Raw genomic sequence first — 25,051 nt, 5'->3', positions numbered from 1 at the left:
GCGTCGATGCACCCCCGCGGAGGCCGCGAGCTGCCGCCGCCGCGGCTCAGGCCGCCGCAGCGGCTAGCACCGCGGACGTGTGCCGGCCGACGCCCATGGCCACGGCCGCCGACAGCTGCGCGGCGGTGTCGACGTCGCGGTGCAGCGTCGAGTCGCGGTCGACGGCGAGGTCGGTGCAGCCGAGCAGACGGTGGCGGGCCGCGGAGTCCTCGCCGAACGCCGAGACCCAGACCGCTCCCGCGCGCGCGGTGATGAAGGTGGAGCCGGTGCCCTCGGCATCCGGAACCAGTCCTCTCTCGACGGATGCCGCGAGCTGGAGCGCGACGTCGAGATCGGCGGGACGCAGGGCGGGGACGTCGCCCAGCAGCGCGGCGCGCGGCACACCGAGCCCCGCGGTGTCGGCACCCAGGGCGATCGCGGCGTCGAGTCCGCGGGTGTCGCCCTCGGGGACGACGTCGACGCCGCGCAGGCGCCGCAGCTCGGCGCGGACCCCGGCGTCGTCGGTGACGACGAGGACGCGCGAGACCAGGTCGGCGGCGGCCGCGGCGGTGATCGTGTCGAGCGCGATGGCACGTGCGAGGGCCTCGCGGTCGGTGCCGACGTCGATCAGGCGCGACTTGCCGACGGCGGCGGGCTTGACCGGCACGATGACCGTCCAGCCATCGCGGATTTCGAGAGTGCTCATCGCGTCCATTGTGTGCAGAACTCCTGAGTCATCCGGTCAGGGTGGCGGTTTCGGCGGGAATGTTCAAGCCACGTTCGATTTCTCAGGAGTTCGGCGCGGAAAAAGCGGTGAGGGGCGGACGCGGCGCGTGCAGCGCCGCCCCACCTCAGCCGAAGCGCTTGCGCAGGCGCGGCAGGATCTCGTCGCCGTACATGTGCAGGAACTCGCGCTGGTCATGACCGGGGTCGTGGAACACCAGGTGACGGAATCCCAGGTCGACGTAGCGGGCGATGCGCTCGACGTGCTCGTCGGGGTCGGTCGACACGATGAAGCGCGAGGCCGCGCGCTCGATCGGCAGCTCGTTCGCGAGGCGCTGCATCTCGATCGGGTCGTGCACGCTCATCTTCTCTTCGGCGGTGAGCGCGAGGGGAGCCCAGAAGCGCGTCTTCTCCATCGCGGTGTCGTGGTCGGGGTGGTACGAGACCTTGACCTCCATGAGAGTGTCGACGTCGTCGCGCGTGCGCCCGGCCTTGCCGAGACCGTCATCGAGCGCCGGCAGCAGCTTGTCGGTGTAAAGCGCGGGGTCCTTGCCGCTCGTGGTGATGTAGCCCTCGGCGATGCGACCGGCCAGGCGGGTGGCGGCGGGACCCGAGGCTCCGATGTAGATCGGCACCTTCTGCGCGGGGCGGTCGTAGATGGTGGCATCCTTCACCGAGTAGTAGGTGCCCTCGTAGGTGACGCGCTCGTCGGCCCACAGTTCGTTGATGATGGTGATGGCCTCTTTGAGGCGCTGGAAGCGCTCGGGCGGCTCGGGCCAGTCCAGCCCCAGGGTGACCTCGTTGAGCGCCTCGCCCGTGCCGACGCCCAGGACGACGCGACCGGGGTACATCACGCCGAGGGTGGCGAACACCTGGGCGATGACGCCGGGGTGGTAGCGGAACGTGGGGGTGAGAACGCTCGTGCCGATGATGACGCGCTGCGTGCGCGCGCCCAGGGCGCCGAGCCACGGCAGGGCGTTGGGCGCGTGTCCGCCGTCGTGCATCCACGGCTGCAGGTGGTCCGAGAGGAAGACGGAATCGAAACCGACCTCCTCGGCCAGCACGCCGAACTCCAGCAGCTCGTTCGGCCCGAACTGCTCGCTCGAGGCCTTGTAGCCGAAACGCAGGGGAACGCTCATCTCTCTCCTCCAACCTCACAGCCGCGCACGGGGGTGTGCACGGGTTCGAACTCCGTCCCGTCGGCGCCGGTCAGGCGCTCGCGGAACGCCTGGACGGTGCCCGGCCACAGCAGCGTGAGCCGCCCCGAGCGCGCGTCAACGTACCAGTTGCGGCATCCCCCGGTCAGCCAGGGGGTGGATGCCGCAGCGGCGGCGATCTCTGCGGTGTACGCCGCCTCGGCCTCGGGCCGTACGCGCAGCACGCGCGAGGGCCGTCGGTCGCGCTGGGCGAGGGAGCGCACGACGTAGGCGGCCTGCTCCTCGGCCATGAGCACGGCGGAGTTGTGACCGAGGCTGGCGTTGGGGCCGTTCAGCACGAAGAGGTTGGGAAAGCCCGCGACCACGGTCGAGCCGAACGACGTCATGCCCGCGGACCAGTGCGCGGCGAGGGTTCCGGTCTCGCCGTGGACCAGGTCGGCGTAGGGCTGCTCGGCCGCGGCGAAACCGGTGGCGAGCACGAGCACGTCGGCCTCGTACCGCTCGCCGCTCGCGGCGGTCAACGTCGAGCCGTCGACCGAGGCGAGGGCCGTGGGTTCGAGGGTCACGGCATCCGAGGCCACCGCCGGGTAGAACGCGTCCGACAGCAGCACGCGCTTGCAGCCGAAGGCGTAGTCGGGGGTGAGCGCCCGCCGCAGCGCCGGGTCGGCCACCTGGGCGTGCAGATGTCGCAGGGCCGCGTCACGGGCGGCGGCGGATGCCACGACGTCGCCCGATCGCGAGGCGAAACGCTGCTCGCCCTCGGCGTACAGGTCGGCGCGCAGGCGCGCCAGTTCTCCCGGATGCGCGGCGAGGCGCTCGCGCTCGACAGGCGGGATGTCGCCGCCGCCGCGGGGCACGATCCACGCGGGCGTGCGCTGGAACAGCGTGACGTGCGCGGCCCGGCGCGCGAGCTCGGGCACGAGCTGCACGGCGCTCGCGCCGGTGCCGACGACGGCGACCCGCTTTCCGGTCAGGTCGACGTCGTGGTCCCAGCGCGCGGAGTGGAAGAGCGGCCCGTCGAAGGACTCGAGCCCGGCGATCGCGGGGACGTGCGGTTCGGTGAGCCGGCCGCACGCGAGGACGAGCGAGCGGGCGTTGACGGGCTCGGCGCCGGTGTCGATGCGCCAGACGGAGTCGCCGGCATCCCACCGCGCTCCGAGGAGGGGGGTGCGAAGCCGCAGGCGGTCGCCGAGGCCCTCGCGCGCCGCGACGTCGCGCAGGTAGTCCCGGATCTCGGCCCCGGGTGCGAAGGTCCGCGACCATCGGGGGTTCGGGTGCGCGGCGAGGCTGTAGAGGTGCGCGGGCACGTCGCACGCGACTCCGGGATAGGTGTTGTCGCGCCACGTGCCGCCCACGTCGGCCGCGCGCTCCAGCACGAGGACGTCGTCACGGCCGGCTCGCCGCAGGGCGCCGGCCATCGCGAGGCCGGCGAACCCGGCCCCGACCACGACCGTGTCGATGGTCCTCATGCGAGCGGTCCGTCGCTCGGTCGCGGTGCCACCCGGTAGTCGGTCGTGCGCAGGCGGAAGGGTCGCATGAGGCTCCGCGCGATCCGCTCGGCGGCCGCGACCGGCAGCTCGAGGCCCTGCTCGATGCCGGTGTCGGGCCGCACGCGCCCGTCGTAGAGGGTGCCGCCCAGGTCGTCCGCGCCCGAGCGCAGCAGCACGGCAGCGGTCTCGCGGCCCACGCGGGTCCAGGGGATCTGGACGTGGGGGATGCTGCCCGACAGCAGCAGGCGCGACACGGCCACCATCGCGCGATGCTCGTCGAGCGGGCTGCGGCCCTCGACCAGGGCCACGCCCGCGCCGGGGAGGGGGATGGGGACGAACTCCGCGAAGCCGTGGGTCTCGTCCTGGATCCCGCGGAGGCGGCGCAGGTGAGCGATGCGCTCCGGGGCGGTCTCGACGTGCCCGTAGAACAGCACCGAGGTCGAGCGGAAGCCCGCGCGGTGCGCCGCGGTGATCGTCTCGACCCACCGATCGATCTCGAGGTCGCCCGGGGCGACGAGGGCACGCACGCGCTCGCTGAGGATCTTCACACCCGTGCCCGGGACGGTGTCGACCCCGGCCTCGCGCATCGCGGCGAGAGCGCCGTCGAGGCCGAACCCGCCGCGGTCGGCGAGGTCGCGCACGTCGAGAGGCCGATACGCGTGCACATGGATGCCGGGGGCCCCGCGCTTCACGGCCCGCACGAGGTCGAGGTAGCCGGAGGGGTCTTCGCCGGGCGGCAGCGCCCCCTGGATGCAGATCTCGGTCGCGCCGAGGGCGGCGGCATCCGCGGCGATGTCGGCGGCGTCGTCGAGGTCGAACTCCCCCGCGCCCGCCCGACCCGCGCGACGCAAGCCCGTCGAGGTGAGGTTGCGGTTCTGCACGAGGGTGATGGGCTCGCCGACCGTGTAGCGGCGTGCGTCGTCGGCGGCCGCGGTGAGCGCGTCGAGCTCGGCTCCGGTGGCGCGCAGCAGGCGAGCCCAGTCGTCGTCGTCGAGATCGAGGGGAGCGGATGCCGCCCGCTCGGCCAGACGCGTCACGCCGGGGTCCACGGCACCGGCGCCGGGCGCCACCGCGGAGACGAGCGCCGCCGCGGGCTTCACGTCGGCCGCGAGTCCCGTGGCATCCGCCAATGCCCGAACCGCCGCGTGCAGGGCGGGGTCGATCCAGCGCTCCGCGGCGTCGACGTACTCGGGGTGCGCGGTGAGGCGCTCGCGCAGCACGTAGCCCCGCGCCGCGGTCTGGTCCGCGAGGTCGTCGATCTGCGGCCACGGGCGCTCGGGGTTGACGTGGTCGGCGGTCAGGGGGGACACCCCGCCCCAGTCGTCGATGCCCGCCGCGATCAGCAGCCCCAGCTCGCGCGGGTCGGAGAGGTTGGGTGGCACCTGGATGCGCATGTCGGGCCCGAAGACCAGACGCGCGACGGCGACGGCGGCCAGGTACTCGGCCATGTCGGCATCGGGGGCGCCCTGCATCGCGGTGCGGGGCTTCGCGCGGAAGTTCTGCACGATCACCTCTTGCACATGACCGTGTCGGTCGTCGATCTCGCGCAGGGCGATCAGCGACTCGGCGCGGTCGCGCACCGTCTCGCCGATTCCCACGAGGATCCCCGTGGTGAACGGGATGCCGGCCGCCCCGGCGTCGTCGATCACGCTGAGGCGCAGCGCGGGGTCTTTGTCGGGTGAGCCGAAGTGCACCTGCCCGGGCTCCTCGTACAGACGGCGTGAGGTGGTCTCGAGCATCATGCCCATCGACGGCGAGACCGGACGCAGCGTCGCGAGCTCGTCGGGGTGCATCACGCCGGGGTTCGCGTGCACGAGCATCCCGGTCTCGGCGGTGATGAGTCGGGCGATGTGGGCGACGTAGTCGATCGTGGAGGCGAAACCGTGCGCGTCGAGCCAGGCGCGGGCCTCGGGCCAGCGCTCTTCCGGGCGGTCGCCGAGGGTGAGCAGGGCCTCTTTGCAGCCGAGCGTCTGGCCCTGGCGGACGACGGTGAGCACCTGCTCGGGGCTCATGTAGGCGGGCTTGCGCAGCAGGGCGAGCTGGCCGGGGGTGTCGACGAAGACGCAGTAGTGGCAGCGGTCGCGGCACAGGGTCGTGAGCGGGACGAACACCTTGCGCGAGTAGGTGAGGACCCCCGGGCGCCCGGCGCGCGCGAGCCCCTCGTCGCGCAGGGCCGCGGCGACGGCGAGGAGCGTCTCGAGAGGGGCGCTCAGCAGGGCCTCGGTCTCGTCGACGTCGGGACGGTGCCCCGCGGAGATCGCCGCCAGCAGACCGTCGATCGACGTGTCCGGTGCCGGCGTGACACGCGGCACGACACTGCCCGTACTCATCGCTCCAGGCTATCCCGCGGCTCCGACGTCCGGGCCGGCGGCGCGGTCGACCCGAACCGCTGGCGCGTGGCTCCGGCATCCATCCGTCGCCCCCGGGTGCGCGTCGTGGCGGAGGGCGTGGACGGCCTCAGTTCCACTGCGCGCGAAGAAGTCCCGCCTCGGTGAACACGTCCTGCCAGAGGTCGAGATACTCCGCCGTCGACATCCGCCCGTCGGCGAGCGCGTCCGAGGCGTCGTGCATGGTGTCGGCCAAGGCCTCGAGGCGGCGCCGCGCGCACGCGCGATCGGGATCGGGGTGCAGCGGCGACACCCCCACCCACACCGCGCAGGACCGGCGCCTCACCCTCATCGTCTTGAGCAGCGCGGCCGCACCGCCCACCGCGAGGACCACCATCATCGTCGGGAAGGCGTGGGCGGGGGACACCCCCGCCAGTACCACGGCGAGGGCGGCGAGCACGGTGACGGTCGCCGCGACGGGGGCGAACGCGTGCACGCCGGTCGCCCACGTGCGCTCCTGCTCGGAGGCGTCGGGCGGGTACACCACCAGCTCGGTCTCGCTGCTGCCGTAGCGACTCGTGGAGTGGGTGATGTACCCCCAGCGCTGCTTCGGACGGCGGGGGACGGAGGGGGTGCCCGGCTCCGGATCGGAGGATCGACCGGGCTCCAAACGGCTCGACATGTCTTCACTGTCCGCTCCCGGGCTCGTGGTGCGGACGATCCTCACGCAACCCATGCGGTGTCGCGCGCGACGCGAACGCCCAGCGCTCCGCGCACCCGGGGCGATCGTTGCCGTCCTGTGAGGTGCGAGAGCGAGGGGGCGTCCCCGACGCTGGCAGGATGGAAGCCATGGTGACCCTGCTGCTCGATTCGACGCAGCTCGAGGTCGTGCTCTCGCCGACCGAGCGTGCGTTGTCCTTCCGCAAGAGCAACATCGTCGTCCCGCGCGAGCACATCGAGCGGGTGCAGCTGACCGACGACGCCTGGACCTGGATCCGCGGCGTCCCCAACCCCGGCATCAACCTTCCCGTCGTCGTCGGGGCCGGCACCTGGAAGTCGGCGGGGGGCGACGACTTCGTCATCATCCGCGGACGCAAGCCCAGCGTCGTCATCGACCTCGCCGGTCACGACGAATTCGAACGCCTCGTGCTGACCACCAAGCACGGCGTGGCGTTGCTCAAAGCGCTGCGGCTGGACGTGGCATCCGAACCCGAGGACGTCGCCGACATCGTCGCCTGAGGTCTTCCGGAGCGGCATCCGCTCCCGCGGTCAGCCCGCGAACTGCGCCACGGTGTCCCAGGCGAGCTTGACCACCAGCAGCGACAGCGTCACCAGGAACACGATGCGCACGAAGCCGCTGCCGCGACGCGTCGCCATGTGCGCGCCGATGAAGCCGCCGGTGATGTTCAGCGCGGCCATGGCCAGGCCCAGCGCCAGGAGGATCTCGCCGTGCACCCCGTAGACCATCAGCGCCGCGAGGTTGGTGGTGAGGTTGGCGATCTTGGCGTTGACACTCGCCTGCAGGAAGCCGTACCCCAGCACCCCCACGATGAGGATCACGAAGAACGACCCCGTCCCCGGACCCAGGATGCCGTCGTAGAAGCCCACGAGCAGACCGATCACGCCCGCCCGCCAGCCGATCGCCACGGGCCGGTCGTGACGCGGCTCGTGATGAAGGCCCATCTTCGGCTTGATCAGCGTGTAGACGCCGACGGCGACCACGGCCACCAGGACGATCGGGGTGAGCACCTCGCGGGGGACGAAGCGCGACAGCGCGGCGCCCACCGCGGAGCCGCCGAACGCCCCGGCGACCAGGGGGAGCAGCAGGATGAGCTGCACTCGGATCCTGCGCAGGTACACGCCGCTGGCCGAGAGCGTGCCGAAGAACGACGACAGCTTGTTGGTGCCGAGGATGAAGGGGGTCGCGATGTCCTTCGGCACCGCGATCACGAGCGCCGGCAGCTGAATCAGCCCGCCGCCGCCGACCACCGCGTCCACCCACCCGGCGACCCCCGCGGCCACGAGCAGCAGCAGGAGCGCCGACACCGACACGGGCAGCCACTCGGCGATCACCGGTCCATCGAGCACGGTTGATTCTCGCCGGTCGCCGGGGGTGGGCCAAATGCGGCCGCGGGGCGCGCGTCAGTCGATGTCGCGGCGCCAGGTGGTGAAGAGCCCGATCACCAGCAGGACGACCGCGTAGCCGAGCAGCACCAGGCCGCCGGCCCACCATTCGAGCGACCCGCCCGCGCCGGAGCCGATCGCGCCGAAGATGGTCTGCCCGACGAGGGCGTCGCTCGCGGCGCTGGGGAACCACTTCACGACCTCGGCGAACCCCTCGACGACCCCGCCGACGGTGCGCACGATGGGCTCGATGAACAGGGTGACGGCGAGCACGATCACGATCGCGGCGACCTGGTTGCGCACGACCGTGCCGACGCCGATGCCGACCAGGGCCCACAGCGCGTAGGCCAGCAGCATCCGCCCGACCAGCGTCCACGTGTCGGCCGAGGTGAGCGCGGTGTCGATCCCGAAGAAGCCCAGGACTCCGGCACCCGCGGCGATCGAGGCCGCCGAGCCCACCACGCCGTAGAGCAGACCGATCAGGATGCCGATGGCGAACTTCCCCACCAGTACGACGCCGCGACGGGGGGTGGCGAGGAACGTGGGGGTGAGCGTCTTGTGGCGGAACTCCGTCGTGACCATCAGCGTGCCGATGAGCAGGGGGAAGACGTATCCCACGGCGGTGGCCGAGCTGTACACGAGCGCGGGGATGCCGTCGGTCGCGGGGGCGGGGCCGCCGGCCCCGGTCAGGCGACCGGATGCCACCCCGCCGAACACGAGCGCGAGGACCCCGGACGTGAACGCGACGTAGACGACGAGAACGATCGCGAGCACCCACCAGCCGGCCGTCGAGAACTGCTTGGTGTACTCGGATCGCGTGGCGGCGAGGAGCGTCATCGCTGGACCTCCTCGGTGGGCTGGGCGGCTGCGGCGTCGGGGGCGGGTGCGACCGCATCGACGTCGGGGCCGCCGACGGCGGGTGCGTCGACCCGGGGGGAGGGGGGAACGATGTCGATGATCCCGGTCGAGGCGACGGCGTACGACTGCCGTGGCACGTCGGGGGGCGATGCCGCGGCGGAGTCTGCGCGGGTGTCGCGGGCGCGGGGCGGTGCGATCACGGCGACGAGCGCGGTCGACGGTCGCGGCTCTTCGCGCAGCGCGGGCTCCGGGGTCGCGAAGGGCTCCGCTCGCAGCGCGGGTCCGGCGGGCGGTGCCGGATCGGCCGTCGGCGCGGGCGCCGGTTCGGCGGAGAGCGCGGGCGCGGGTTCGGCGGAGAGCGCGGGTTCGGCGGAGAGCGCGGGCGCGGGTTCGGCCGAGAGGGTGGCTGCGGGGTCGACCTCCGGTGCGGGAAGGGGGCCGGGCGCAGGCGCCGAGTCGGACACGGGGGGCGGGGTCGCGGCATCCGCGATCGTCGGCGCCCCCGCGCTCGCGTGCACGCGCACGCCGCTGACCAGCTCGAGGAAGATGTCTTCCAGGCTCGCGCCCTTGCTCTGCAGATGCGACAGGGCGATGCCGGCCGCGGCGGCGAGCCCGCCGACCTCGACCGGCTCGTGGTGACGGATCGTGAAGCCGTTGCGCAGCACCTGATACGGGATGCCGTGGGCATCGAGCACGCGCGACAGCCCGGCGCGATCGGGGGAGTCGACCACCGTGGCGAACTCCTCCGGATCGGCGAGGTCTTCGATGCCACCCTGGAACACCAGGCGTCCGGCCGAGATGATCAGCAACGCGTCGACCGTCTGCTGCACCTCGGCCAGAAGGTGCGAGGAGATGAGGACGGTGCGACCTTCTTCGGCGAGGTGGCGCAGCAGCGATCGCATCCAGCGGATGCCCTCGGGGTCGAGGCCGTTCGTGGGTTCGTCGAGCACGAGGACACCCGGATCGCCCAGCAGCGCGGTCGCCAAGCCCAATCGCTGACGCATGCCGAGCGAGAAACCGCCCACCCGGCGCCCGGCGACGTCGGCCAGTCCGACCAGTCCCAGGACCTCGTCGATCCGCGCGGTGGGGATGCGCGCCGCACGTGCCGCGACCTTCAGATGGTTCGCGGCCGAACGGCCGGGATGAAAACTCGACGCCTCGAGGGCGGCGCCCACGGTCTGCAGCGGCGACGCCAGGTCGCTGTAGCGCTGACCGCCGATCCGGGCGGTGCCCGACGTGGGACGGACCAGGCCCAGCAGCATGCGCAACGAGGTGGTCTTGCCGGCGCCGTTGGGACCCAGGAAACCGGTCACCCGCCCGGGCTCGATGAGCGCCGTGAGGTCGTCGACCGCCGACACCGCCCCGAAGCGCTTGGTGAGTCCGGCGAGCTCGATCACCTGTCCGTCGGGCATGCGACACCTTTCGTTGGGCGGGCGTTCTTTCCATCTTCCCCGATCCGGGGGCGAAAACGCATCTCGAGGCCCCCCGTTCGGCGTGTGTAACGTGGCACCGTGCACGCCCAGCGAACCGACGACGACAGCGTCCTGGTCGGAGGCCGTCGCGGTCTCGGCCACCTGACCCTGAACCGCCCGCGCGCGATCAACGCGCTCGATCTGGACATGATCCGTGCGCTGCACGTGACCCTGGACCGGTGGCAGCGCGACACCGACGTCGACGTCGTGCTGCTGGACGGGGCGGGCGAGCGCGGATTCTGCGCCGGCGGCGACATCCGCGCCCTGCACGCCATGGTCACCGCAGGGCGGGTCGACGAGGTGCACGCGTTCTTCCGCGAGGAGTACGCGCTCGACCACGCCATCGCCACCTCGGCCAAGCCGGTGATCGCGATCGCCGACGGCGTGTGCATGGGCGGGGGCATCGGCCTGGCCGGGCACGCGGCCATCCGCATCGTCACCGAGCGCTCGCGCCTGGCGATGCCCGAGACGCGCATCGGCTTCACCCCCGACGTCGGAGGGTCGTGGCTGCTGGCCCGGGCTCCCGGTCGGATCGGCGAGTATCTGGCTCTGACGGGGGGAGAGATGGATGCCGCGGACGCGCTGTACGCCGGCTTCGCCGACCACATGGTGCCCACCGCCCACCTCGAGGCGCTGTACGAGGCGCTCGAGAACCGCGCCGATCCGTCGAGCCCCACCGAACTGGTGCTGCTGTTCGACGAGAGCCCCGAACCCTCGCGCTTCGCGCGGATGCGCGGGTGGATCGACGACGCCTTCGCCGCGGACGACGTCGCCGGGATCATCGAGCGACTGCGCGCGCGATCCGAGCCCGAGGCGCGCGAGACGGCGGAACTGCTCGCCGACTCGGCCCCCACGGCGCTCGCCGTGACGCTCGAGGCCGTCCGGCACGCTCGCGCGCTGCCGTCGCTGCGGGCGGCTCTGGCCCAGGAGTACGGCCTGGTGCTGTGGTTCGCGCTCACCCAGCCCGACCTCGTCGAGGGGATCCGCGCGCAGGTCGTCGACAAGGATCGCGCGCCCCGGTGGTCGCCCGCGGTGCTGTCCGACCTGCCGCCCGAGCGCATCGCCGAGGCGTTCGCGTTCGAGCCGGAGCCCGCGCTGTGGTGAGGGCGAGGCGGATCCGGCCATGACCACTCCGCGGCGCCGCTGGTCGATCGGCAGAGCCCTCGACGGGTTCTTCTTCGTCTTCGCCGGTCTCGCCGCGGTCTGGCTCGCCTACCTGAGCCTCACGCAGTCGTTCTCGCTCGGATGGGCGGGGGTGCTCATGGCGGTCGCGTTCTGGGTGCTGCTGGCCTACCTGGTGCTGCCGCGGATGCACCGCATCCTCACCGCCATCTACGTGCCCGACTACTTCATGGGGCGCACCCGCACGTCGGACGGTCTGCTCGGCGACCCGGTCAACCTGGCGCTCCTCGGCGAACGGGCGCAGGTCGAGGCCGTGATGGCGGCCGCGGGCTGGATCCCGGCGGATCCGGTGAGCCTTCGCTCGTCGTGGCGCATCATCTCGTCGACGCTGCGGCGGCGCAGCTATCCCCGCGCGCCCGTCAGCCCGCTGTTCCTCTTCGGCAGGATGCAGGACCTCGCCTACCAGCAGGAGGTGGCGGGCTCGCCCGCCCAGCGGCACCACGTGCGGCTGTGGCAGTGCCCCGACGGATGGCTGCTCCCCGGGGGACGCCGCGTCGACTGGCTCGCCGCCGGAACCTTCGATCGCGCGGTCGGGCTGTCGCTGTTCACCCTGCAGGTCACGCACCGCATCGATGCGGACACCGACATCGAACGCGATCACATCGTCGGCACGGTGGCGCGGATGCCGGGCGTCGAGGTCGACGTCATCCGGGACTTCGCAACGGGGTATCACTCGCGCAACGGCGGCGGCGACAGCATCACCACCGACGGTGACCTGCCGATCATCGACGTGCGCGGCGTGGACACGGAGGCGGTGCGGTGACATCCGACGACGGCGCGACCGAGCGCGTACCCCGCAAGCGCCTCGCGTTCGAGCCGCCGCACGCCCCCGAGGATGTCCCGCCGGGCGGACATCGGCCCCTGGCCACGGTCGCCGGAGCCGTCCTCGTCCTGCTGCGGGCGCTGGCCGGGGCGGTGTGGGCCGTCAGCGTCGCCTTCGCGCTGCCGCCGTGGCTGCGCGATGCCGCCGGGGCGTGGAGCGGCGACGCGGGCGAGGCGCCGGATTTCCGCGCGTCCGACCTCGGTGTCGACTCCGCCCTGTTCCTCGGCATCCTCGGCGCCGTCGCGGCGCTGCAGGTGGTGCTCGGCATCCGCATCCTCTTCGGCGGCAACCGCTCCAGGGTGTTCGTCATGCTCATCTCGGTGGTGTCGATCGCGCTGAGCTTCGTGGGGTGGTGGGAGCTCGGGCAGGAGATCTCGGTACGCACCACGTTCATCACCCTGGCCCTGGACATCCTCGTGCTGTTGGCGCTGTCGAGTCGGGATGCCGCGGCGTACGCCCGGCGCCCTCGCACCCCCCGGCGTGCTCGTGCCCCCCGGCGCGCGGGTGCGCCTCGGCGTGCTCGTACGCGGCGCTCGGCGCGTTCCCAGCGTCGGGCGGGACCGCCCCCGGGCGCGTCGGGTTAGCCTGAAAGGCGCCGCGTCCCGCAGCAGGACGCGGCAGAACGGAATGACGTACGTGTTCGACAGTCCCATGTCGTCGTCGGCATACGAGGTGCTCCGCGTGACCGCCGATGTCGACGACGAGAGCCTGCGCCGCGCCTACCGCGTGCGCCTGCGCGAGACGCACCCCGACACGGGCGGCGACGCCGCCCAGTTCGTGCAGGTGCAGCGCGCGTGGGAGCTCGTCGGAACGCCCGAGGCCCGCAGCGCCTACGACCGGGGTCGCGGGACGTCGTCGCCCGAATGGGCGGGGGCGTCGGCGGCATCCGCCGCCCCGAAACAGACCGACACGCGGCCACGGGCGCGCTCGCACGGCCAACCCGGCGGGTGGCGCCGCGAGCGCTACCTCGGTCTGATCCGCGAGTGGGTCGGTCGCGGAGTCGAGATCCCCGATCCGTACGATCCCGCGCTCGTGCGGTCGGCGCCCCCCGAGATCCGCCACATCCTGGCCGACGCGCTCGCCGAGGAGGAGACCGCGCGCCTGGTCTCGGAGCTGGGGATGGGCTACACGGTGTGGCACGACGTGTTCGCCGATCGTGACGGCGTCGATCCCGAGCAGAAGGTCGACCACCTGGTGCTCGGCCCGAGCGGTCTCTACGCGCTGCTGAGCGAGGACTTCGGCGGTCCAGTCGGTGTGCGCCGCGGGGAGATCAGCGGCCCGAACGTGATCGGCGCACCGGTGACCGAGTTGGTCTCGCGCGCCCGGGTGATCGCGCGCTCCGCGGGTGTGCGCTTCAGCGGGGCGATCGTGGTCCTGCCCGATGAGGACGTGCTCGACGCCATCACCGAACTCGGCAAGGTGCGCGGCACCCCCGTCGCCCTCGTGACGCGCAGTGCCCTGACCACCCTGCTGAGGCGCGGTATCACGGGCGGTCGAGAGGTCGGCGGCACCGAGTTGTTCGACATCCGCACGCGCCTGCAGCAGCGGGTCCGCCACGTCTGAGCGGTCGCGGCGCGCGCGCGAGGTGCTTAGGGTGGGGCGATGAGTACCGACGACAACCCGGGCGCTTCGGCGTCGGACGAGATGAAGCGCAAGTTCAAAGAGGCGCTCGAGAAGAAGAACGGCCAGCACCGGTCGGGTCAGGCGCATCTGGACGGGCATTCCGCCGTCCAGGGCACGCACGGCGCGGTGACCAAGCGCGAGTTCCGTCGCAAGAGCGGCTGACCGCGGCGCGCGGGGGGACGTCCCGAACGGCGTCTGCCCGCGGCTGCGCCGGCGCGGCGGCGGCCGCGCGATGGGCCTCAGAACCGCGCGGAGAAGCCGCCGTCCGTGTGCAGGAGCTGCCCACTGACCCAGCGGCCGGCGTCCGACAGCAGGAACGCCGTGATCTCGGCGATGTCGCGCGGCCGCCCGAAACGTCCGAGCGGGTGGTGGCCGATCAGGGCGTCGCGGGTGTCGGCATCCATCCAGCCGGTGTCGATCGGGCCCGGATTGACGACGTTGGCGGAGATGTTGCGCGATCCCAGTTCGCGCGCGGCGGAGATCACGATGCGGTCGAGAGCGCCCTTGGACGCGCCGTACGGGAGGTTGCCGGTGGTGTGGTCGCTCGTGAAGGCGACGACGGCGCCGCCGGATTCGTCGACCTGACGCGCGAACGCCGCGATCATCAGAAGGGTCGCTCGGGCGTTGACGGCGACGTGGCGGTCGAAGCTCTCGGCGGTGGTGTCGAGGATGCCGGATTCCACACCGTGCGCGTGGCTCAGCACCAGCGCGTGGAGGGGACCGTGGGCGGCATGGACGCGGGCGATGAGCTCGGTGGGTGCGTCGGGGTCGGAGAGGTCGCACGGGAAGTCGCCGGCCTCGAGGTCGCTGGTGACGACCTGCCAGTCGTCGGCTCGGAGGCGGGGGACGATACCCGCCGCGATGCTGTCGGCGCGCGCGGCGCCGGTGACCAGGACGAGGGGCATGGATCGAGCGTAGAACGCGTCCACGGGGGCGCGCGACGGGGTGCCGGCCCCTCCGGCGGACGACGCGTGCATGCCGCGGACGACGCTCCGGTCACCGGTCGCGAAGCGCCGCCCGCACGAGCGCGACGGCGTCGTCCGCCGACACCCCGAGGCGACGAACCGTGTCGACGTACGCGCGCGCCGCACCGGCGGCCCGGGTGGACGCCGCATCGACGCCCTTCACGAACGTCCCGGCCCGACCCCGCGTCTCGACGTATCCGGCTTCTTCGAGCTCCTTGTACGCCCGCGCGACGGTGTTCGCCGCCAGGTCGAGCTGCGTCGCCAGCGTCCGCACGGGCGGCAGTCGTGTGCCGACGACCAGCGACCCGTCGTCGATGCGCGCGATGATCTGCGCCCGCACCTGCTCGAACGGCGGTGCGGGGGACGCGGCGTCCAGTGAGAGGTCCATCAGTCGTTCAGCCCGAACAGGTCGAGGGGATGGGTCAGGCGCCACCAGGGATCCGGGGGGTCGATCTCGCCCGCGAGCTGCACGTCGACGCTCGCCGTGTCGACCGGGCCGGTCGCGGTCAGGGCGCCCACCGTGTCACCGGGTTGCGTCCGATCGCCGAGGTCAAACCGCGTCGAGGTGTTGGCCGCACCGCCGTTCCACAGCACGACGGTCGCATCGGACGCCGTGACGATGTCGACGTCGTCGCCCCACAGCGTCTCGACCTTGCCGACCACGGTGCCCGCCGTGACCGAGGGGCGCGGCTGCAGCTCCTGCTCGAGGCGGTCGAACAGGTCGCGCGTGGCCTGGTTGCGCGAGTCGGGACCGGGCTGGCCGAGCACGGACGCGTAGGCGCGAACGGTGGCGCCGCCGACGGTGATGTCTTTCGCGGTGAGCAGGTTCCACGCGTCGAGCGTGCCGGTCTTGACCCCGACGACGCCCGGGTCCGACAGCAGCGCGTTGCCGTTCGAGAAGGTCCCCGCCCCGGGCAGGCTCAGCTCGGGGGTGCGGACGATCTCGGCGATCACGGGGTTCGCCAGCGCCCGTTCCGCAAGGGCGATCAGCGCGGACGGGGTCGCCGTGTTGCCGGCCTCGATGCCCGTGGGGTCGACGATCGTGATGCCCTCGGTGCCCCGCTCCGCGAGGTAGGTGTTGGCGGCGGCCGAGAACTCGGCATCCGTCGGGAAGAGATCGGATGCCAAGCGCTGGGCGTAGTTGTTCGCCGAGGCGATGAGCATGCCCTGGAGCATCTGCAGCTGGGTGAGGCTGCCGTCGACGGGAACGTCGAGGGACGATTCGCCGCGGGCCCGGTACTGCCAGTAGTCCGCGCTGTCGGCCTGGGTGAACGCATACGACTCGCCCTGCTCTCCGGGGGCGAGGGGCAGGCGGTCCAGAACGACGAGGGCGGTGACGACCTTGGTGATGCTCGCGATGGATTCGGGTGCGCTCGCAGACGACGACAGCGTCCCGGGCACGCCGTCGATCGCGATCGCCGCCTCGCCCGCGGCGGGCCACGCGGGTTCGGACGCGGGCGCCGCCGTGGGCTGGACGACGACCGCGCGGGCCTGCGGCGCGACCGCGTTCAGCGGCCACAGCAGCGTCGTGGCAGCGTAGGCGGCGAGCAGCAGAACCAGCAGGACGGGAGGGATGACGGTCGCGGGGCGCAGCCGACGGCGTCGCGCGCCCGCCAGCAGGTCGCTCTGGCGCGCCGTGGCGCCCGACACCACGAACGCGGGCGCGGGGCGGGGGCCGCCGGCATCGTCGGGATCGACCCAGGCGAGCGCGCCGATGACGACCGGGGCGTCGGTGGGCCCGGTTGCGACGGCGGGAGCAGGTGCGGCACCGGCGTCGGACGCGGACCTCGGGTCAGGGCCGGGTGCCGCCGCGGGTGCGGGAGGTGTGCCGGGGGCGGCTTCCGGTGCGGGTGCGGCGTGCGGGCGGGGGGCGGGAGCCGGGTCGTCGCGCACCGCCGGGGCCGTGGCATCCATGGTCCTCTCGCCCGCACGCAGATCGCCCTCGCTCGACAGTGCCGGGCCGAGGGGCTGCGCGCCGGGGATCGCGGGGGTGGGCTCGTCGGGCGTCGGAGCATTCCGCAGGCGTCGCGCGCGCCGCGTGGCCGGGATCTGCTCGTGCACCCGCCCACGCTACCCCGCCGCTCTGTCTATACTCGTCAGCACCACCCACGGGAGTCCGGTGATCCGGGCTGAGAGGAAGCGAATCCACGCTTCGACCGTCGAACCTGATCCGGATCATGCCGGCGCAGGGAGGAGATCACATGCACACGTCCACGTCTGCCCGCTCGACCGGTGCGACCCGCACGGACGGAGCCCCCGCGAACCGCTTCGGGTGGCGCGTCGTCGACATCGTCGTCGCCGCCGTCCTCGGCGTCGCGCTCGGCCTCGTCTTCTGGGGATGGAACACCGTCGGCGGACTCTGGTTCGTCGCGATGGACGGCCTCACCCCCGGTCTCGGCGGTCTCGCGGTCGGGATCTGGCTGCTCGGCGGCGTGGTCGGCGGCCTCGTCATCCGCAAGCCCGGTGCGGCGCTGCTGGTCGAGGTGATCGCCGCGATCGTGTCGGCGCTGATCGGCAACGTCTGGGGCGTGACGACGATCTTCTCGGGCCTGGCCCAGGGTCTCGGCGCCGAGCTGATCTTCCTGGCGTTCCTCTACGTGCGCTTCACCCTCCCCGTCGCTCTGCTCGCGGGCGTGGGTGCGGGCGTCGGCGCCTGGGTGCTGGAGCTGTTCGTGGGAACCGCGCCCAACATCGCCAAGACGCTCGAGTTCAACCTCATCTACCTCGGCAGCCTCGTCGTGTCGGGAGCCCTGCTCGCGGGCCTCGTCGGCTGGCTGCTGGTGCGTGCGCTCGCCGCCACCGGGGCGCTCAACCGGTTCGCCGCCGGGCGGGACGCGCGCCGCGACGTCTGATGCCGGGCCCCGCGCGCGTCGACGTCGACGGCTGGGGCTGGCGGTACGCCGGCCGCAGGCTCCCCGCCACGCGAGGCGTGGACCTCCGGATCGAGCCCGGGGAGCGCGTGCTGCTGCTGGGCGCCTCCGGTGCCGGCAAGTCGACGCTCCTCGCCGGACTGGCGGGACTGCTCGGCGGAAGCGACGAGGGAGAGGCGACCGGCAGGATCCTCGTCGACGGGCACGCGCCCGCGTCCCGCCGCGGTCGCATCGGCCTGGTGCAGCAGGACCCCGAGGCCGGGATCGTGCTGTCGAAGGTCGGTGACGACGTGGCCTTCGGGTGCGAGAACCTCGCCGTCCCGGCGGCGCAGATCCCGTCCCGGGTCGCCGAAGCCGTGGCATCCGTCGGCCTGACCGTGCCCCTCGACCGCCCCACCCGGGCCCTCTCGGGCGGACAGAAGCAGCGGTTGGCCCTCGCCGGGGTGCTGGCGATGCGGCCGGGGTTGCTGCTGCTGGACGAGCCGACCGCCAACCTCGACCCCGCGGGCGTGCGAGAGGTGCGCGCGGCCGTCGAGGCGGTCGTGGCGCGCGCGGGGACGACGCTGGTGCTGATCGAGCACCGCACCGCCGTCTGGGCCGATTTCATGACCCGCGTGGTCGTGCTGGCGCCCGGGGGCGGGGTGCTCGCCGACGGCCCGCCCGAACGGGTGTTCGCCGCTCATGGAGACGCGCTCGCCGACGACGGTGTCTGGGTTCCCGGGCGCCGGATCGACCTGCCGTCGCCCGGGGCGCTCGGAGCGACGGATGCCGCGCTGTCGACGCGCCGGCTGTCGATCGGCCGCGAGCGGCGCACGGTCGTGGCGGCGGGCCTGGATCTGGCCGTGCCCGAGGGGGCCGCGACCGTGGTGACCGGACCCAACGGTGCCGGGAAGTCGACGCTCGCCCTCACCCTCGCGGGACTGCTGCCCGAGTTGTCGGGTGAGGTCGTCGCCGCCCGCCCCCTCGCCGCGCGCGCGATCACCCGCCCCTCGCGCTGGCGCTCGACGGAGCTGCTCACGCGCATCGGCACCGTCTTCCAGGAGCCCGAGCATCAATTCCTCGCCGCGACCCTGCGCGACGAGCTCGCGGTCGGGCCCCGCGCGCTGAAGATGTCGGCGGCGCAGACAGACGAGATCGTCGACGACCTGCTGCACCGGTTGGATCTGGCATCCCTCGCCCTCGCGAACCCCTTCACGCTGTCGGGCGGGCAGAAGCGCCGCCTCTCGGTGGCCACCGTGCTGGCCGCCTCGCCCGCGGTGATCGTGCTCGACGAACCCACGTTCGGACAGGACCGCCGGGGCTGGCGGGAACTGGTCGCCCTTCTGCAACGCGAGGTCGATCGGGGGCGCACGGTCGTGGCGGTCACGCACGACGCCGATGTGATCACCCACCTCGGGCAGCATCGGATCGAGATGGGGGATGCCGCGTGAGCGCCGTGTCCGCGCCGATCGCCCTCGCGCCGGCCCCTCGGGCCTGGCTCGACGGCGTCAACCCCGTGACGAAGGTCGCGATGGTGATCGTGCTCGCCGTGCCGCTGCTGGTGTCGCTCGACGCCGTCAGCGCCGGTGCCGCGATCCTGTTCGAACTGGTGTGCGTGCCCCTCACCGGCGTCGCCGCCGTCACGGTGCTCAAGCGGCTCGTACCGGTGCTGGTCTTCGCCCCCGTCGCCGCCCTCGGCATGCTGCTGTACGCCCGGCCCGGGGGCACCGTCTACGCAACGTTCCTGTTCGCGACGGTGAGCGACGACTCGATCGCCCTGTCGCTCGCCGTCCTGTTGCGCGTGGTGGCGCTGGCGCTGCCGCTGATCCTGCTGTTCGCGCGCACCGATCCGACCGAGCTCGCCGACGCTCTGGCCCAGGTGGCCAAGCTGCCCAGCCGGTTCGTGCTGGGCGTTCTGGCGGGTACCCGCACGGTCGGACTCTTCGTCGACGACTGGCGCACGATGGCTCTCGCCCGGCGCGCCCGCGGACTCGGCGACCGCGGCGCCCTGCGCCGCTTCTTCGGGATGGCGTTCGTGCTGCTCGTCTTCGCCGTGCGCCGGGGCACGACGCTGGCCACCGCGATGGAGGCCCGCGGCTTCGGCGCCGACGTCGAGCGCACGTGGGCGCGGGCGTCGACGGTGTCGTGGAGGGATGCCGTCGCCCTGGCCGGGGCGGCGGTCCTGGTGGCCGCGGCGCTCGGGGCGGCGGTCCTGTCCGGCGCGTTCCGAGTGGTGGGCGGTTAGCCCGGGGCGTCGCGCGGCCTCGCAGCTGCGGCGACGGGGCGCCTCACCTCGAGAGCCCGACGGCTCAGAACACGTACTCGAAGCAGAGCGAGCGCGGCATCGTCTCGACGTAGGGCTCGTACACGGGGATGGGGCGGAAGCCGGCGGCGGCGTACATCCGCAGGGACTCGGGCTGCATCCGCCCGCTCTGCAGGATCACGCGGGCGGCCCCGCCGCGACGGGCGCGGTCGACGACCTCGGCCGTCAGCGCGCGACCCACCCCGCGCCGGCGGGCGGCCGGGAGCACGATGAGGCGTTTGAGCTCCCATTCCGCCCCGAGCCGGCGCAGCATCACGTGCCCGAGCGGAGTCCCCTCGGCCTCCACCGCGAGCAGGGTCGCCACGACCTGCTCGGGATGCACGGCCAGAGCGGCCGCGCGCCGGGCGGCGAACGCCGGAGTGTCATCGGCGTCCGCGTCGCGATAGCGCTCGTCGAGATCGGCATCCAGCAGGGTGCGCAGGTCGACCGCGCGAGGGTCGTCCACCTCGACCGCGTCGATTCTGTAGCCGCTTTTGCTCACGGTTCGAGCCTAGGTGCGATGCATCGGCGCCCGATTGTCGCCGACCTGCCGCGGTCGGGGCAGAATGAGGCCAGGGGGAGGTGCGATGGAACTGTCGTGGGCGTTGCTGGCCGTCTGCGCCGCCGTGGCATCGGTGGTCGCGTTCGTGGCGCTGCCGCGCATCGGTACTCCCGCACCCATGACCCTCTTCCTGCGCTTCGTGGCGGTGGCGGGGGTGACGGCCGTCGGGTCGAGCGCGATGTACTCCATCTACGCGGCGGCCGGCGGCATCCTCCCCCTCGTGCTGGGGGACGTCGCGATGGTGTTGGCCCCCTCGCTGCTGGTGATGGCGGTCGCGACGCTCGATGGGCGGAGCGTGCGCACCATGTCGGCGGCGGCACTGTCGCTGTCGCTGATCGTCGCGATCGTGACGGCGGTGGTCCCTCTTCCCGGTTCCCTGGTGGTCAAGGCGCTCGCCCTGGCCGTCGCGTGCGGCGTGTGCGCGTGGGTGTGCGCGCGGGCGCGCATCGAGCCGTTCGGGCCGATCCGGGTCATCTGCGTGACCACGGCGGCGTTCGCCCTGTATTGCGTGGCGCGGGTGGCGGTCGGCGTCGTCGCCGGGTGGGAGTCCGTGCTGTACCGCGTCGCGTTCTCGTTCGCCCCCGCCACCGTGCTGGGCGGCGTGGCCGTGGTCGTCATCGGGGCGGCGGTGGTCCGCCTGCGCGTCGCATCGAGCGCGCGACGGCAGCCCGTCGCGTGCCCGGCCGGTTCCGCCGTCGTGGTGGGCGATTGGGACCTCGCGTCCGCGGCGTACGGCCCGGAGCGCATGCGCGGACTCGTCGCCGAACTGCGTGCCGCTGCCCGCGACCTCGATCCCGGGGCCGCCGACGTCCCCCGCGGCGCCGAACTGTCGGTGGCCGAAGCGCTCACCGGAGTGGGGCAGCACCTCGCCGTGGCCTACGGGTGGAAGCCCGAAGAGGTCATCCTGCTGGTCGACGGGGCAGCGACGGCCGCGATCCGCACAAATCCCGTCCGGGTCTGGCAGCGCCGGTTGCGCGGCGGCACCCGAACCTGAGTCTCGGCTAAGGTGGGACCCGGTTTCAGCTTCGAAGGAGAACGCATGGACATCACCGGAGCCTCGGCCCTCGTGACGGGGGGTGCCTCGGGACTGGGCCTTGCGACCGCGCGTCGCCTGGCGGACGCCGGGGCGCACGTCACGATCGTCGATCTGCCCTCGTCGGCGGGCACCGCCGTCGCCGCCGAACTCGGCGGAGCCTTCGCCGCCGCCGACGTGACGGATGCCGAGCAGATCGCCGCCGCCGCCGCCCGCGCCACGGAGGCGGGTCCCCTGCGCGTCGTGGTGAACTGCGCGGGGATCGCCCCGCCGGCCAAGGTGCTCGACCGCGACGGGACCCCCTCGTCGCTCGCCGACTTCGAACGGGTGATCCGCGTCAACCTCGTCGGCACCTACAACGTCATCGCCCAGACGTCCGCGGTCATGGCGCAGAGCGATCCCACGCCCGGTGGCGACCGCGGCGTCATCGTCAACACCGCCAGCGTCGCGGCCTTCGACGGGCAGATCGGTCAGCCCGCGTACTCGGCGAGCAAGGGCGGCGTGCACGCCATGACCCTGCCGATCGCCCGCGAGCTCGCCCGCCACGGCATCCGCGTCGCCACGATCGCCCCGGGCATCATGGAGACCCCGATGCTCAAGGGGCTCCCGCAGGCCGCCCAGGACTCCCTGGGTCAGCAGGTGCCCTACCCCTCGCGCCTCGGCGCCCCCGACGAATACGCGCGCCTCGTGCTCGCGATCGTCGACAACGGCTACCTCAACGGCGAGACGATCCGCCTCGACGGTGCGATCCGGATGGCCCCGAAATGACCGACGGCATCCTGCTCTCCATCGTCGACGGACTCGCCCGCGTCACCTTCGACCGTCCCGCCTCGCTCAACGCGATGGACTTCCCCATGGCGCGGCGCTGGCGCGACGTCGCGCACCGGGTGACCTCCGACTCCTCGGTGGGGGCGGTGATCCTGGATGCCAACGGCCCCGCCTTCTGCGCCGGCGGCGATGTCGTCGCGATGTCCACCACCGGCGCCTCCGGCCGCGACGTGACCGACACGGCCGCCGCGATCCACGACGGCATCCGCACCTTCGCCGAAGCGCCCCTGCCGATGGTCGCCGCCGTCCAGGGCGCGGTCGCCGGCGGTGGCCTCGGCCTCATGCTCACCGCCGACTACGTCGTCGCGAGCGACACCGCCCGCTTCGTCAGCCGCTACGCCAACATCGGCCTCACTCCCGACCTCGGCGTGTCGACCCTGCTCCCCGCGGCGATTGGCCAACGCCGCGCGCTGCAGCTGCTGCTGCAGGACCGCATGCTGGATGCCGCCGAGGCCCGCGACTGGGGCCTGGTCGCCGAGGTCGTGGCATCCGCGGACCTGGCGGCGCGCGTCGAGGCGATCGCCCGGTTCTGGCTGGACGGCGCGACCGCCGCGTTCGGGCAGGCCACCCGCCTCGTCCGGGTGGGAGCGGGGCGGACGTTCGCCGACAACCTCGCCGATGAGGCCGCCACGATCGGTGCGGCCTTCGACACCCCCGCGGCGAGGGCGCGTGTCGCTGCGTTCGCCACCGCCTCCGCGAAAGGACGCGCATGACGCTCTCGGGAAAGACCATCCTCATGTCGGGTGGCAGCCGCGGCATCGGCCTCGCGATCGCGCTGCGCGCGGCCCGCGACGGGGCGAACATCGCCATGCTCGCCAAGACCGACACCCCGCACCCGAAGCTCGAGGGGACGGTGCACACCGCCGCGGAGCAGATCCGGGCGGCCGGCGGCCGCGCGCTGCCGATCGTCGGCGACGTGCGCGACGAGGCCTCGATCACCGAGGCGGTCATGCGGACGGTGGGAGAATTCGGCGGCATCGACATCGTCGTCAACAACGCCAGCGTCATCGACCTGTCGGGCTCCCTCGAGCTGTCGACGAAGAAGTACGACCTGATGCAGGACGTCAACGTGCGCGGGACCTTCCTGCTCTCGCGGGCCGCCGTGCCGCAGCTGCGCGACGCGGCGAATCCGCACATTCTGTCGCTATCTCCGCCGCTGAACGTCACGCCCGCGTGGCTCGGCGCGCACACCGGGTACAGCCTGGCGAAGTTCGGCATGACCATGGCGACCCTCGGGCTCGCGGCGGAGTTCGCCGACGCCGGGATCGCCGCGAACACCCTGTGGCCGCGCACCACCATCGCCACCGCCGCGGTGCAGAACGTCATCGGCGGCGACCGCCTCATGCGCGTCTCTCGCACGCCCGAGATCTACGCCGACGCCGCCTACGAGGTGCTGACGGCCCCGGCGCGCGAGCGCACCGGTCAGACGCTGATCGTCGAAGACGTGCTGCAGGCCGCCGGGGTCACGGATTTCTCGGGATACGCCGCCGTGCCGGGCACCCCCGACGAGGCGATGTACCCCGACATCTTCCTGGACTGAGCAAACCCCCGCCCTCCCGCCCCCGCCGTCCCGCCCTGGCCGTCCCGCCCTCGCCGTCCCGCCCTCCCGCCGTCCCGCCTTCGCCGTCCCGCCTTCCCGCCGATAAACGCCGATCCTCGCGAGACACGCTGCGACGCGGCGTGTCTCGCGAGGATCGGCGTTTATCGAGGGGGGCGCCGGCGCCGGCGCGGCCCGTCAGATCAGCCCGAGCTCCGCGAACGCGTTGTGCACGCCGTCGTCCAGCACCGCGGTGGTGACCCGACCCGCGAGGCGCTGCAGCTCGGGCTGAGCGTTGCCCATCGCGACGGGCGTGCCGACCACCTCGAACATCTCGACGTCGTTCCAGCTGTCTCCGATGCCGATGGCATCCGTCGCCGACAGACCCAACCGGGCGAGCACCGCGGTGATCGCGGAGCCCTTGGTGACGCCGGCCTGCCCGATCTCGCCGTTCGATCCCCCGGGGAGCGGGATCGAACCGGGGATGACGTGGAAGCCTGCGCCGAGGGCGGCCGCCGCGTGCGCGACGGTGTCGGTCGAGGGGCTGACGAACACGGCCTTCGCGACGGCGTCGCGGTCGACCTCCGAGACCGGCCGCGGCTCGCGCCAGAGGGGCTGCTCGGGCGGCAGGCCCTCGGCCTCGAGCTCGGCGGCGCGCTTCTCGTGCCGCTCGCGGCGGTACGCGGTCATCACGGGGCCCATGCCGGCGCTCGCGTACACGCCCCCGTGGGTCTGCAGGAAGTAGTGGATGCCGTGGGCCTCGAAGTAGCGCTCGAGGGCCTCGACGTCGGCGCGGGGCATCGGCTGCTCGACGATGAGGGCGGCCTCGTCGGGATCGCCGCCGCGGGTCGCGTACGCGCCCCCGTTGGTGATCGCCCCGTCGAAGCCGATCGCGAGCACCTCGGGGTGGATGTCGCCCGCCGAGCGCCCCGTGGAGAGCCACACGAGATGGCCGTTCTCGCGCGCCGTGCGCACGGCGGTCACCGTCGAGGGGGCGATCACCGAGCCATGCTCGAGGATCGTGCCGTCGACGTCGAGGAAGGCGATGCGGGTCATGTGCACTCCACAGCGATCGACGCCGAGTCGCGATCAGATCGGGGGATCGACGCGGATGCCGCGTCGGAAGCCGTGATTCCCGGGCTCGGAGAACGGGCGACACCGCCACGGTACTCGACCGGCCCGCGCGTGCGGCGGCGCAGTTCGTCATCCGCGGATCT

At 73.0% G+C, this 25,051-nt stretch carries 26 protein-coding genes and 1 riboswitch; of the genes, 13 read left to right on the top strand and 13 right to left on the bottom strand.

Translation table 11 applies throughout. From position 1 onward, the window contains the following. Positions 1-46: 46 nt before the first annotated feature. From cofC to ACIPVB_RS00745, 5 genes are all read right to left on the bottom strand, one after another. Complete coding sequence (gene cofC / locus ACIPVB_RS00765) at positions 47-685, bottom strand: 2-phospho-L-lactate guanylyltransferase (RefSeq protein ID WP_400366101.1); 639 nt, start codon at positions 683-685, stop codon at positions 47-49. 145 nt (positions 686-830) lie between these two features. Then, positions 831-1,841 carry a glucose-6-phosphate dehydrogenase (coenzyme-F420) gene (gene fgd / locus ACIPVB_RS00760; protein WP_400366099.1) on the bottom strand — a complete coding sequence of 337 codons (1,011 nt, stop codon included), beginning with the start codon at positions 1,839-1,841 and terminating at the stop codon, positions 831-833. Further along, positions 1,838-3,328, bottom strand: a complete 1,491-nt coding sequence (locus tag ACIPVB_RS00755) for a flavin-containing monooxygenase (RefSeq protein ID WP_400366098.1) — start codon at positions 3,326-3,328, stop codon at positions 1,838-1,840. Before ACIPVB_RS00755 ends, fgd begins: the two co-directional genes overlap by 4 nt. Beyond that, on the bottom strand, positions 3,325-5,679 hold the full coding sequence (gene cofG, locus ACIPVB_RS00750; RefSeq protein WP_400366096.1) for a 7,8-didemethyl-8-hydroxy-5-deazariboflavin synthase CofG: 2,355 nt from the start codon (positions 5,677-5,679) through the stop codon (positions 3,325-3,327). Before cofG ends, ACIPVB_RS00755 begins: the two co-directional genes overlap by 4 nt. 127 nt (positions 5,680-5,806) lie before the next feature. Continuing rightward, positions 5,807-6,358 carry a DUF6611 family protein gene (locus ACIPVB_RS00745; RefSeq protein WP_400366094.1) on the bottom strand — a complete coding sequence of 184 codons (552 nt, stop codon included), beginning with the start codon at positions 6,356-6,358 and terminating at the stop codon, positions 5,807-5,809. A 158-nt stretch (positions 6,359-6,516) separates the two neighbouring features. Here ACIPVB_RS00745 and ACIPVB_RS00740 point away from each other — a divergent pair, with 158 nt between their 5' ends. Continuing rightward, a complete protein-coding gene (locus tag ACIPVB_RS00740; protein ID WP_400366092.1) occupies positions 6,517-6,915 on the top strand; it encodes a hypothetical protein in 399 nt (132 codons plus the stop codon). A gap of 30 nt (positions 6,916-6,945) precedes the next feature. Here the strand turns inward: ACIPVB_RS00740 and ACIPVB_RS00735 are convergent, their stop codons facing one another. From ACIPVB_RS00735 to ACIPVB_RS00725, 3 genes are read right to left on the bottom strand one after another with little or no spacing between them, the layout of a single operon-like run. Continuing rightward, on the bottom strand, positions 6,946-7,764 hold the full coding sequence (locus ACIPVB_RS00735) for a sulfite exporter TauE/SafE family protein (protein ID WP_400366090.1): 819 nt from the start codon (positions 7,762-7,764) through the stop codon (positions 6,946-6,948). Positions 7,765-7,818: 54 nt separating this feature from the next. Beyond that, positions 7,819-8,637: an ABC transporter permease gene (locus ACIPVB_RS00730; protein ID WP_400366089.1), complete on the bottom strand. Its 819-nt coding sequence runs from the start codon at positions 8,635-8,637 to the stop codon at positions 7,819-7,821. After that, positions 8,634-10,070: an ATP-binding cassette domain-containing protein gene (locus tag ACIPVB_RS00725; RefSeq protein ID WP_400366088.1), complete on the bottom strand. Its 1,437-nt coding sequence runs from the start codon at positions 10,068-10,070 to the stop codon at positions 8,634-8,636. The genes ACIPVB_RS00730 and ACIPVB_RS00725 overlap by 4 nt, the downstream gene beginning before the upstream one ends. Before the next feature lie 99 nt (positions 10,071-10,169). Between ACIPVB_RS00725 and ACIPVB_RS00720 the strand changes: the two genes are divergently transcribed. The 5 genes from ACIPVB_RS00720 to ACIPVB_RS00700 are packed head-to-tail and all read left to right on the top strand — an operon-like array spanning position 10,170 to position 13,920. Beyond that, complete coding sequence (locus ACIPVB_RS00720; RefSeq protein WP_400366086.1) at positions 10,170-11,234, top strand: enoyl-CoA hydratase/isomerase family protein; 1,065 nt, start codon at positions 10,170-10,172, stop codon at positions 11,232-11,234. A 19-nt stretch (positions 11,235-11,253) separates the two neighbouring features. Continuing rightward, positions 11,254-12,075 (top strand): LssY C-terminal domain-containing protein, encoded by an 822-nt coding sequence (locus ACIPVB_RS00715; protein WP_400366084.1) that lies wholly within the window; start codon positions 11,254-11,256, stop codon positions 12,073-12,075. Continuing rightward, the gene (locus ACIPVB_RS00710; RefSeq protein ID WP_400366082.1) at positions 12,072-12,719 is read left to right on the top strand and encodes a hypothetical protein; all 648 of its coding nucleotides are present in this window, start codon (positions 12,072-12,074) and stop codon (positions 12,717-12,719) included. The genes ACIPVB_RS00715 and ACIPVB_RS00710 overlap by 4 nt, the downstream gene beginning before the upstream one ends. A 52-nt stretch (positions 12,720-12,771) precedes the next feature. After that, positions 12,772-13,698: a DnaJ domain-containing protein gene (locus ACIPVB_RS00705; protein ID WP_400366080.1), complete on the top strand. Its 927-nt coding sequence runs from the start codon at positions 12,772-12,774 to the stop codon at positions 13,696-13,698. Between the two features lie 39 nt (positions 13,699-13,737). After that, positions 13,738-13,920 (top strand): DUF5302 domain-containing protein, encoded by a 183-nt coding sequence (locus ACIPVB_RS00700; RefSeq protein WP_400366078.1) that lies wholly within the window; start codon positions 13,738-13,740, stop codon positions 13,918-13,920. Positions 13,921-13,997: 77 nt separating this feature from the next. On the opposite strand, the gene ACIPVB_RS00695 is transcribed toward ACIPVB_RS00700, so the two are convergent. The 3 genes from ACIPVB_RS00695 to ACIPVB_RS00685 form a co-directional block, all read right to left on the bottom strand. Further along, on the bottom strand, positions 13,998-14,663 hold the full coding sequence (locus ACIPVB_RS00695; protein WP_400366076.1) for an SDR family NAD(P)-dependent oxidoreductase: 666 nt from the start codon (positions 14,661-14,663) through the stop codon (positions 13,998-14,000). A 91-nt stretch (positions 14,664-14,754) separates the two neighbouring features. Continuing rightward, positions 14,755-15,111: a GntR family transcriptional regulator gene (locus tag ACIPVB_RS00690; RefSeq protein ID WP_400366075.1), complete on the bottom strand. Its 357-nt coding sequence runs from the start codon at positions 15,109-15,111 to the stop codon at positions 14,755-14,757. Then, complete coding sequence (locus tag ACIPVB_RS00685; RefSeq protein ID WP_400366073.1) at positions 15,111-16,784, bottom strand: D-alanyl-D-alanine carboxypeptidase family protein; 1,674 nt, start codon at positions 16,782-16,784, stop codon at positions 15,111-15,113. Before ACIPVB_RS00685 ends, ACIPVB_RS00690 begins: the two co-directional genes overlap by 1 nt. A gap of 37 nt (positions 16,785-16,821) precedes the next feature. Continuing rightward, a riboswitch (TPP riboswitch) is annotated at positions 16,822-16,932 on the top strand. Here ACIPVB_RS00685 and ACIPVB_RS00680 point away from each other — a divergent pair. From ACIPVB_RS00680 to ACIPVB_RS00670, 3 genes are all read left to right on the top strand, one after another. Continuing rightward, entirely contained in the window at positions 16,925-17,575 is a 651-nt protein-coding gene (locus ACIPVB_RS00680; RefSeq protein ID WP_400366071.1) for an ECF transporter S component, read from the top strand. (Overlaps the previous riboswitch by 8 nt.) Next, positions 17,575-19,023 (top strand): ABC transporter ATP-binding protein, encoded by a 1,449-nt coding sequence (locus ACIPVB_RS00675; RefSeq protein WP_400366069.1) that lies wholly within the window; start codon positions 17,575-17,577, stop codon positions 19,021-19,023. The genes ACIPVB_RS00680 and ACIPVB_RS00675 overlap by 1 nt, the downstream gene beginning before the upstream one ends. Continuing rightward, positions 19,020-19,817 carry an energy-coupling factor transporter transmembrane component T family protein gene (locus ACIPVB_RS00670; protein ID WP_400366067.1) on the top strand — a complete coding sequence of 266 codons (798 nt, stop codon included), beginning with the start codon at positions 19,020-19,022 and terminating at the stop codon, positions 19,815-19,817. The genes ACIPVB_RS00675 and ACIPVB_RS00670 overlap by 4 nt, the downstream gene beginning before the upstream one ends. A 64-nt stretch (positions 19,818-19,881) precedes the next feature. Here the strand turns inward: ACIPVB_RS00670 and ACIPVB_RS00665 are convergent, their stop codons facing one another. Next, positions 19,882-20,376 carry a GNAT family N-acetyltransferase gene (locus ACIPVB_RS00665; RefSeq protein WP_400366065.1) on the bottom strand — a complete coding sequence of 165 codons (495 nt, stop codon included), beginning with the start codon at positions 20,374-20,376 and terminating at the stop codon, positions 19,882-19,884. A gap of 85 nt (positions 20,377-20,461) precedes the next feature. Here ACIPVB_RS00665 and ACIPVB_RS00660 point away from each other — a divergent pair, with 85 nt between their 5' ends. The 4 genes from ACIPVB_RS00660 to ACIPVB_RS00645 are packed head-to-tail and all read left to right on the top strand — an operon-like array spanning position 20,462 to position 23,837. Beyond that, positions 20,462-21,430 carry a hypothetical protein gene (locus ACIPVB_RS00660; RefSeq protein WP_400366063.1) on the top strand — a complete coding sequence of 323 codons (969 nt, stop codon included), beginning with the start codon at positions 20,462-20,464 and terminating at the stop codon, positions 21,428-21,430. Positions 21,431-21,475: 45 nt separating this feature from the next. Then, the gene (locus tag ACIPVB_RS00655; RefSeq protein WP_400366061.1) at positions 21,476-22,237 is read left to right on the top strand and encodes an SDR family NAD(P)-dependent oxidoreductase; all 762 of its coding nucleotides are present in this window, start codon (positions 21,476-21,478) and stop codon (positions 22,235-22,237) included. Further along, positions 22,234-23,010, top strand: a complete 777-nt coding sequence (locus ACIPVB_RS00650; RefSeq protein WP_400366059.1) for an enoyl-CoA hydratase/isomerase family protein — start codon at positions 22,234-22,236, stop codon at positions 23,008-23,010. The genes ACIPVB_RS00655 and ACIPVB_RS00650 overlap by 4 nt, the downstream gene beginning before the upstream one ends. Then, positions 23,007-23,837 (top strand): SDR family oxidoreductase, encoded by an 831-nt coding sequence (locus ACIPVB_RS00645; RefSeq protein ID WP_400366058.1) that lies wholly within the window; start codon positions 23,007-23,009, stop codon positions 23,835-23,837. Before ACIPVB_RS00650 ends, ACIPVB_RS00645 begins: the two co-directional genes overlap by 4 nt. Positions 23,838-24,032: 195 nt before the next feature. Here ACIPVB_RS00645 and ACIPVB_RS00640 read toward each other — a convergent pair whose 3' ends face one another. After that, positions 24,033-24,890 (bottom strand): Cof-type HAD-IIB family hydrolase, encoded by an 858-nt coding sequence (locus ACIPVB_RS00640; RefSeq protein WP_400366056.1) that lies wholly within the window; start codon positions 24,888-24,890, stop codon positions 24,033-24,035. Between the last annotated feature and the right edge of the window lie 161 nt (positions 24,891-25,051).

The organism is Microbacterium sp. NPDC090007 (assembly GCF_044748345.1).
In the GTDB taxonomy this organism is placed as follows: Bacteria; Actinomycetota; Actinomycetes; order Actinomycetales; family Microbacteriaceae; genus Microbacterium.
The sequence above is the reverse complement of the archived record's forward strand: the minus strand, read 5'-3'. Positions and strand labels throughout refer to the sequence as shown.

Excerpts from the sequence above, each read along its gene's own strand:
- cofC (WP_400366101.1), bottom strand. The coding sequence starts at position 685 with ATGAGCACTCTCGAAATCCGCGATGGCTGGACGGTCATCGTGCCGGTC.
- fgd (WP_400366099.1), bottom strand. The coding sequence starts at position 1,841 with ATGAGCGTTCCCCTGCGTTTCGGCTACAAGGCCTCGAGCGAGCAGTTC.
- ACIPVB_RS00755 (WP_400366098.1), bottom strand. The coding sequence starts at position 3,328 with ATGAGGACCATCGACACGGTCGTGGTCGGGGCCGGGTTCGCCGGCCTC.
- cofG (WP_400366096.1), bottom strand. The coding sequence starts at position 5,679 with ATGAGTACGGGCAGTGTCGTGCCGCGTGTCACGCCGGCACCGGACACG.
- ACIPVB_RS00745 (WP_400366094.1), bottom strand. The coding sequence starts at position 6,358 with ATGTCGAGCCGTTTGGAGCCCGGTCGATCCTCCGATCCGGAGCCGGGC.
- ACIPVB_RS00740 (WP_400366092.1), top strand. The coding sequence starts at position 6,517 with ATGGAAGCCATGGTGACCCTGCTGCTCGATTCGACGCAGCTCGAGGTC.
- ACIPVB_RS00730 (WP_400366089.1), bottom strand. The coding sequence starts at position 8,637 with ATGACGCTCCTCGCCGCCACGCGATCCGAGTACACCAAGCAGTTCTCG.
- ACIPVB_RS00725 (WP_400366088.1), bottom strand. The coding sequence starts at position 10,070 with ATGCCCGACGGACAGGTGATCGAGCTCGCCGGACTCACCAAGCGCTTC.
- ACIPVB_RS00715 (WP_400366084.1), top strand. The coding sequence starts at position 11,254 with ATGACCACTCCGCGGCGCCGCTGGTCGATCGGCAGAGCCCTCGACGGG.
- ACIPVB_RS00700 (WP_400366078.1), top strand. The coding sequence starts at position 13,738 with ATGAGTACCGACGACAACCCGGGCGCTTCGGCGTCGGACGAGATGAAG.
- ACIPVB_RS00695 (WP_400366076.1), bottom strand. The coding sequence starts at position 14,663 with ATGCCCCTCGTCCTGGTCACCGGCGCCGCGCGCGCCGACAGCATCGCG.
- ACIPVB_RS00690 (WP_400366075.1), bottom strand. The coding sequence starts at position 15,111 with ATGGACCTCTCACTGGACGCCGCGTCCCCCGCACCGCCGTTCGAGCAG.
- ACIPVB_RS00680 (WP_400366071.1), top strand. The coding sequence starts at position 16,925 with ATGCACACGTCCACGTCTGCCCGCTCGACCGGTGCGACCCGCACGGAC.
- ACIPVB_RS00675 (WP_400366069.1), top strand. The coding sequence starts at position 17,575 with ATGCCGGGCCCCGCGCGCGTCGACGTCGACGGCTGGGGCTGGCGGTAC.
- ACIPVB_RS00660 (WP_400366063.1), top strand. The coding sequence starts at position 20,462 with ATGGAACTGTCGTGGGCGTTGCTGGCCGTCTGCGCCGCCGTGGCATCG.
- ACIPVB_RS00655 (WP_400366061.1), top strand. The coding sequence starts at position 21,476 with ATGGACATCACCGGAGCCTCGGCCCTCGTGACGGGGGGTGCCTCGGGA.
- ACIPVB_RS00650 (WP_400366059.1), top strand. The coding sequence starts at position 22,234 with ATGACCGACGGCATCCTGCTCTCCATCGTCGACGGACTCGCCCGCGTC.
- ACIPVB_RS00645 (WP_400366058.1), top strand. The coding sequence starts at position 23,007 with ATGACGCTCTCGGGAAAGACCATCCTCATGTCGGGTGGCAGCCGCGGC.
- ACIPVB_RS00640 (WP_400366056.1), bottom strand. The coding sequence starts at position 24,890 with ATGACCCGCATCGCCTTCCTCGACGTCGACGGCACGATCCTCGAGCAT.